Annotated in this window: 6 protein-coding genes; all 6 read right to left on the bottom strand. The window is 59.6% G+C overall.

Annotation, left to right across the window (positions count from 1 at the left end):
• On the bottom strand, positions 1–1229 hold a 1229-nt coding region (locus ACM62Q_RS12765; RefSeq protein WP_415037176.1), incomplete at its 3' end, for an HlyD family type I secretion periplasmic adaptor subunit.
• Positions 1229–3394, bottom strand: coding sequence for a type I secretion system permease/ATPase (locus ACM62Q_RS12760; RefSeq protein ID WP_415037174.1), 2166 nt, complete (start codon positions 3392–3394; stop codon positions 1229–1231). The genes ACM62Q_RS12765 and ACM62Q_RS12760, both read right to left, overlap by 1 nt.
• Positions 3395–3697: 303 nt before the next feature.
• Positions 3698–3832 carry a DUF3149 domain-containing protein gene (locus ACM62Q_RS12755; protein WP_415037172.1) on the bottom strand — a complete coding sequence of 45 codons (135 nt, stop codon included), beginning with the start codon at positions 3830–3832 and terminating at the stop codon, positions 3698–3700.
• A 23-nt stretch (positions 3833–3855) separates the two neighbouring features.
• Positions 3856–4374 carry a FixH family protein gene (locus ACM62Q_RS12750; protein WP_415037170.1) on the bottom strand — a complete coding sequence of 173 codons (519 nt, stop codon included), beginning with the start codon at positions 4372–4374 and terminating at the stop codon, positions 3856–3858.
• 2 nt (positions 4375–4376) lie between these two features.
• Positions 4377–5780, bottom strand: a complete 1404-nt coding sequence (gene ccoG, locus ACM62Q_RS12745; RefSeq protein ID WP_415037168.1) for a cytochrome c oxidase accessory protein CcoG — start codon at positions 5778–5780, stop codon at positions 4377–4379.
• A 115-nt stretch (positions 5781–5895) separates the two neighbouring features.
• Complete coding sequence (ccoP, locus tag ACM62Q_RS12740) at positions 5896–6789, bottom strand: cytochrome-c oxidase, cbb3-type subunit III (protein ID WP_415037166.1); 894 nt, start codon at positions 6787–6789, stop codon at positions 5896–5898.
• Positions 6790–6824 lie beyond the last annotated feature (35 nt).

Genomic DNA, 6824 nt, shown 5'->3' with positions numbered 1-6824 from the left:
TCGTCCATCACGGTGTCGGCGCTGATGTGTTCGAGCACGCCGTCCAGACCGCCATAGACGGAAAAATCGTAGGCGGTGAATTTCACCGTCGCCGGCTGCCCTGGCCGCAGGAAAGCGATGTCGCGCGGCAGCACGCGGGCTTCGAGCAAGAGGTTGTCTTCCAGCGGCACGATTTCGATCATGTCCTTGCCCGGCTGCACCACGCCGCCCACGGTATTGACCAGCAACCGCTTGACCACGCCCTTGACCGGCGAGCGGATGGAAGACTGTTTGACGCGGTCGGACAGCGCCACGCTGCCTTCGGCCAGGCTGTTCAGCTTGGCGTTGGCATCCGACAATTCCTTGCCGGCGGCGTTGCGGAAGGTGAGCTCGACTTCCTCGATCTTGCGCTGCGCTTCGCCGATTGCCGCCTGGGCGCGGGTAATCTGGGCACCGGCCATGTCGCGCTCGCCGCGGTAGCGGGAAACGTCGCGTTCGAGACGCAGCAATTCCACTTCCGACACCGCGCCGGAGTTGATGAGCGGCCGGGTCTGCGCCAATTCCTGCGCCGTCAGGTCGTGGCTGTGCGCCGCCTGCTGACGCCGCGCCGAGGCCTCGTTCAGCTCCTGCCGGCGCTGCGCCAGTTGCTGCTGGGCGATCGACAGGGCCGCCGCCAGTTCGTTGCGCGTCGCCAGATAAAGCTGCTGTTCCTGCGCCGCGATTTCCGGGCTTTCCTTGACTGCTTCTTCCGGCGGCACGAATTCGGTGCCTTCGCTGACCGCTTTCAGGCGCGCCACTTTCGCCAGATGGCTGAGATACTGCGCGCGGTTTTCATTGACCGAGGACTGGAAACGGGTTTCGTCGATCTTGACCAGCAGTTGCTCCGGCTGCACCACCTCGCCTTCGCGTACCAGAATTTCCGACACCAGGCCGCCGTCGATGCTTTGCAGCACCTGCAGTTGCTTGGAAGGAATCACCTTGCCTTCGCCGCGCGTCACTTCGTCGAGGCGGGCAATCGCCGCCCACAGGATGAACACCAGAAAGACGATGCCGATAGCGCGCAGCAGCACCTTGGCGCGCAAGGGCTCCTGGCGCAGCATGGCGAGGTCGGCATCGGTGGCGAAATCGACCACCTCGACGTCTTCCTGATTGGGCAATTTGCCCAACACCCGCTCGACGCGCGGCTTGTTGTTTTTGGCAACACGCTCCAGCCAACCATTTAAGCCTTTGATCCAGTTCGGGAAAGCCATTACACACTCCTCCCGATGCGCCCGCTTTGCAGCGCCTGGATCACCTGTTCGCGCGGCCCGTCGGCCACCACCTTGCCGTCATCGATGACGATGATGCGGGTGGCGAGTTCGAGCAGGCTGTTGCGGTGGGTGACGATGAGCACGGTCTTGTGCGCGGCGATCTTGCGCAGGCGGTCCTTGAATTGCTGTTCGGAAGAAAAATCCATTGCGCTGGTCGGCTCATCGAGTAGCAGGATGGGCGGATCCATCAGGAAAGCGCGGGCAATCGCCACGCCCTGACGCTGGCCGCCGGACAGCGATTCGCCGCGTTCGCCGATGAGCATGTCGAAGCCGTCCGGGTGGCGGTTCACGAATTCGCTCAGGCCGCCCGCTTCCGCCGCCGCCAGAATCGCCGCATCGTCGGCATAGGGCGCGCCAATGGCGATGTTGTCGCGCAGGGTGCCGTAGAACAGCGTCACGTCCTGCGGCACGTAGCCGATGTTGCGGCGCAGATCGGCCGGATCGAGCTGGCGCACATCGACGCCATCGACGCTCACCGTACCCTGCTCCGCCTGATACAGGCCGAGCAGCAGCTTTTGCAAGGTGGTTTTACCGCTGCCGACACGACCGATGACGACCACTTTCTCGCCCTCGTTGATGCGCGCCGTGACGCCGCGCAACGCCGCCACCTGGGTGTTCGGATAGGAGAAATGCACGTCGCGAAATTCGATGCTGCCGCGCAAATCGGGCCGGTGCACGAAACTGGCGTCCGCCGGACGCTCCACCGGGTGCGCCATGACCTGCTCGAGCGAGGTCAGCGAAATGCGCGCATTCTGGAATTGCAGGAGCAGCCCGACCATCTGCCCGAGCGGTGCCACCGCCCTTGAAGAAAGCATGGTGCAGGCGATCAGGCCGCCCATGCTCAACATGCGCTCGCCAATCAGATAAACACCGATGATGATGACCGCGATATTCACCAGTTGCTGAATTTCTGCCGCGCCGTTGGTCGCCGCCGCCGACAGGAAACGCATGCGGTTGTTGACCCGGGCGACGAAGGCCACCGACTTTTCCCATTTCGACTGCATGACCCCTTCCGCCGCCTGCGTCTTGATGGTTTCCAGCGCCGACAGGCTTTCGATCAGCGTGGCATTGCGCAGCGCCCCGGCGCGGTAGGTGGTTTCCGACAATTCGTGCATCTTGTATTGCAAAACATAGGCATACACCGCCACCGCCAGCATTGCCGCCAGCACCGGGAAAATCAGCGGCCAGGCGATCAGGCCGATGACGATCACGAACAGGAGTGCGAAGGGCAGGTCGATGAAGGCCGTTACACTGGCCGAGGTGATGAAATCGCGCACCGATTCAAAGGAGCGCAGATTGGCCGAAAACGAACCGACCGCCGCTGGCCGCGCTTCCATACGCATACCCAGGACGCGCTCCATGATCAGCGCCGAGAGTTTCATGTCGATGCGCGCGCTCGCCAGATCGATGAAATAACCGCGCAGGGAGCGCAGCAAAAAATCGACGCCGATCACGATGAGAATGCCCAGCGCCAGCACCCACAGGGTTTCCAGCGCCCGGTTCGGCACCACGCGGTCGTACACGTTCATGGTGAACAAGGGCATGGACAGGGCCAGCACGTTGATCAGGAACGCCGCCCCCAGCACGTCGCGGTACACCGGCCACTGTTCGGCCAGCGCCCCCCAGAACCAGTGACGCAATTTGACCTGGCCGACGGCGGGCGTGCGTTGATCGAAACGAAAATGCGGCCGGGCGAAAATGGCGATGCCAGCGTAGCGCTCGGTTAGCTCGTCCCGGCTCAAACTCACCGAGCCCTGCCCAGCTTCCGGAAAAAGAAGCTGCGCCCGCTGACCACCTTCGTCCCAACCGAGTAGTAGGCAGGCTTCTTCCCCATTGAGCAGCAACACCGCCGGCAACAGGGCGGCATCGATTTTTTCCAGACCGCGCCGCCCCAGCTTGGCCGCCAGACCGGCGCGCGCCGCAGCGCGGGCGAACAGGCCGGGCGTCAGCCGCCCGGCTTCCAGCGGCAATCCCGCCGCCAGCGCCGCGCGCGTGCCAGGCCGACCATGAATGCGCGTCAACTCGACCAGGCAGTCGAGCAAAGGATCATGGTGCAAAAGATCTTCTCGAATATCGGATAAACCGACGCCCCCGCTGATGCTCATTGTTTTTCCCTATAACTGCCGGCGATTCTAGCGCCTAGGACCAGGCCAAAAGAAAAGAATTGTAAATCACTCGCAATCAGTGTCGGCCTACGCGAGGCAATCGCAGCAAAGTTCCGCGCGCCTCCCTGCACTCAGTCGCCCTGCCGCCGCCGCACTTGCATTTCGTTCGCGGTGATCCGCCTGGGTGGAACATGCCTACACAAAAATAGGCACGCGCCGGAAACACACACAAAAAACCCCACCAGCAATTCATGCCGGCGGGGCCGTAGCGCCGAAAAGCTGGCGCTTAGAAGTTGCCGGCGCTTATTTGCCGCTGGCTTCTTCTTTCATCTTGTCGGAAAAAATCTTCCCCATGACGACGCCGATCACCACGACGCCGACGATAACGACCAGACTCATCAAACCATAGTCACTTGAAAACAAAGTAGACCACGCCATTTAACACCTCCCGTGTTGAAAAGTTACTCCGCTTTTGCGCGCAAACGCAGCGGCTCATCAAGATCAGCACGCCAGTCCCCATGAAGACGCCATTGCCCCGCAGGATCCTCCAGGCTGACATGCCAACGCCCGGCCACCGCAGTGGCCAGAACTCCGTTATAGAAACCCGCCCCTTCGGATTTCAATTCTATTTTTTGATCTCGACCGTCGATCGTCGGATGCTTCAAATGCAGCATCAAGACCTCGGGAAAAGCCGCGCTGCCTTGCGCCGAAAGCAACAGACGCAGTTTATTGTCGGCACGCATCACGTCGGCTTGCAAACCCAGCTGCGCGGCCTGGTGGTCACGCTGCAAACGCTGGTTGATGCCCAGGCCTTCCTTGTAATAATCGTCGCTGACCAAGCCATCGTCGCTTTTCACCGCCAAAACGATGGTGATAATGGCGGCCACCACCACCACGCCTGGGCCAGCCATCAACATCCACGGCCAGGGTTCTTTGTACCAGGGCTTGCGGCCCGCTTGCAGTGTCACAGTTGCTGTCATGGTCAGGGCTTCAGGAAAGAGGCTTTCTCACGCACGGCAATCGCCGCATCGCTTTCTGCCTTGATGTTGAAATAAATGGTGTTGGCACCGCTTTTTCCGGATTCCGGCGGGGCTTGCACCACCACCGTCACCTCGTGGTTTTCCGCCGAGCGCACTTCGATCGGCGCAGTTTCGCTCAGGCGCACCCCGTCCAGTCCGTCCACCGTCAGGCTGTAGCGTTGAGCATTTTCCGTCGTGTTCATGATCTTGAGGTTGTACACATTTTCGATCGAACCATCGTCGGCTTCGCGCGACAAGATAGAACGGTCGCGAATGACATCGACCATCAAGGGCACCCGTGTCGCCATCGACCAGGCGGTCGCCAGACAGATCAGCACCAACACACTGGAATACAAAATGATGCGCGGACGCAAAATATGGCCGACCACGTCTTTTTTGGTGAAATGCTGGGCCAGGGCGTTTTCCGTGGTGTAGCGAATAAGCCCGCGCGGCTTGCCCACCTTGTCCATCACCGGGTCGCAAGCGTCAATGCAGGCACCACAACCGATGCATTCATATTGAATGCCGTCACGAATATCGATACCGGTCGGACACACCGCCACGCACAAACCACAATCCACGCAATCGCCCAATGCTGCGGCATCGACGCCCTTTTTACGCGCCCCACGCGGCTCGCCGCGCTCTGGATCGTAGGTAATCACCAGCGTATCCGGATCGAACATGACGCCCTGAAAACGCGCATAGGGACACATATATTTGCATACCTGTTCGCGCAGAAAACCGGCCTGCATGTACATGAACCCGGCGTAGAAAAACACCCAGAAAAACTCCCAGCCGGACAAACCGAAGGGCAGCGCCGCCAGCAACTCATGCATGGGCGTGAAATAGGCGACCAGAGTGAAACCGCTCCAGATCGAAATAATCAGCCACAGCGCATGCTTGAAGGCTTTCAGGCGAATCTTGCGTGCATTGAGTGGGCCTTTGTCGAGCTTCATGCGGGCGGCGCGATCACCTTCGATGCGGTTTTCCAGCCACATGAAAATTTCGCTATACACTGTCTGCGGACAGGCATAACCGCAGAACAAACGCCCGGCAATGGCCGTGAAAAGAAATAGCGCGTAAGCGGAAACGATCAATAAAACAGCAAGATAGAACACATCCTGTGGCCACAAGACGAGCCCAAACAAATAGAACTTTCGCTCAACGATATGAAATAAAACGGCCTGACGATCATTCCAGACCAGCCAAGGCGCGGCAAAGAACAGGATCTGCGTCGCCCACACCAGAATCCAGCGCCAGTTGGCCCACCAGCCCTTGACCTCGCGGATGTAGATTTTTTTGTGCTTCTCGTAGAAGGAAACCTCGGCTGGCTTCCCGCTGTTATTGGAGGTGTTTTCTGGTTTCATGAGGCATCGTTTCTATAAAAATGGCACGGCGCGAACAGAGCCGAACCGTGCCATTTTGATAAGAGCAATGGAAAAAAGGAAGAGGGCAACGAGCCCTCTCCCAAACCACGACACTTTATTTGGCGCCCACGCTCAAGACGTACGCTGCCAGCAGATGCACCTTGGATTCGCCGAGGAACTCACCCCATGCCGGCATCTTGTTGTTGTGGCCCTTCGAGATACCGTCGATGATGACAGCCTCGGACGAGCCATACAGCCAGGTTTTGTCGGTCAGGTTAGGCGCGCCCAAGGCTTGCATACCCTTGCCGTCCGGGCCGTGACAACCGGAGCAACCCACTTCGTTGAAAGCAGTTGCACCCTTGCCGGCACGCACGGAATCGTTCGGCAGGCCGGACAAAGAGCGCACATAGTTGGCCAGATCCTTGATCGTTTCCGCACCCAGTTGCTCATGCGGAGGCATCACACCCATGCGGCCATTGTTGATGGTTTCGACGATTTGCTCCGGTGCACCGCCCCACTGCCAATCTGCATCGGCAAGATTCGGGAAGCCCTTGGCACCGCGCGCATCCGCACCATGACACTGCATGCAATAGGTCAGGTACAGGCGCTTGCCCATTTCCATGGCTTGCTTGTCGGCAGCAACGGCTTGCAGATCCATCGCCTTGTACTTGTCGTACAGCGGCTTGACGCTTGCGTCCATCTTGGCCACTTCAGCGGTGTGCTGACCGGCCGAAGTCCAGCCCAGCATCCCCTTGAAATTACCCAGACCCGGATACAGGGCCAGATAGACCAGGGCAAAAACCACCGTCAGGACGTACAACCAGCTCCACCATTTCGGCATCGGGTTGTTGTATTCCTCCAGGGTTTCATCCCAAACGTGGCCGGTCGGCACCCCCGGGGTGAACTTGGCCTTGCTTTGCATCAGCAAGAACACCCAGCAACCCACCACACTGACCAGTACGATCACGATGACGTACAGGTTCCAAAATTCGCTCACGAAATCGCTCATTTGCTTTCCTTTGTCTCAGCGATGGCACGGCGGTC

The sequence above is a fragment of the Azonexus sp. genome (assembly GCF_047638095.1).
Lineage (GTDB): Bacteria > Pseudomonadota > Gammaproteobacteria > Burkholderiales > Rhodocyclaceae > Azonexus.
This window is presented reverse-complemented; position numbering and strand designations above follow the sequence as displayed.

Coding starts and splice junctions, on each gene's coding strand:
- ccoP (WP_415037166.1), bottom strand. CDS start 6,789: ATGAGCGATTTCGTGAGCGAATTTTGGAACCTGTACGTCATCGTGATC.
- ACM62Q_RS12750 (WP_415037170.1), bottom strand. CDS start 4,374: ATGACAGCAACTGTGACACTGCAAGCGGGCCGCAAGCCCTGGTACAAA.
- ACM62Q_RS12755 (WP_415037172.1), bottom strand. CDS start 3,832: ATGGCGTGGTCTACTTTGTTTTCAAGTGACTATGGTTTGATGAGTCTG.
- ccoG (WP_415037168.1), bottom strand. CDS start 5,780: ATGAAACCAGAAAACACCTCCAATAACAGCGGGAAGCCAGCCGAGGTT.
- ACM62Q_RS12760 (WP_415037174.1), bottom strand. CDS start 3,394: ATGAGCATCAGCGGGGGCGTCGGTTTATCCGATATTCGAGAAGATCTT.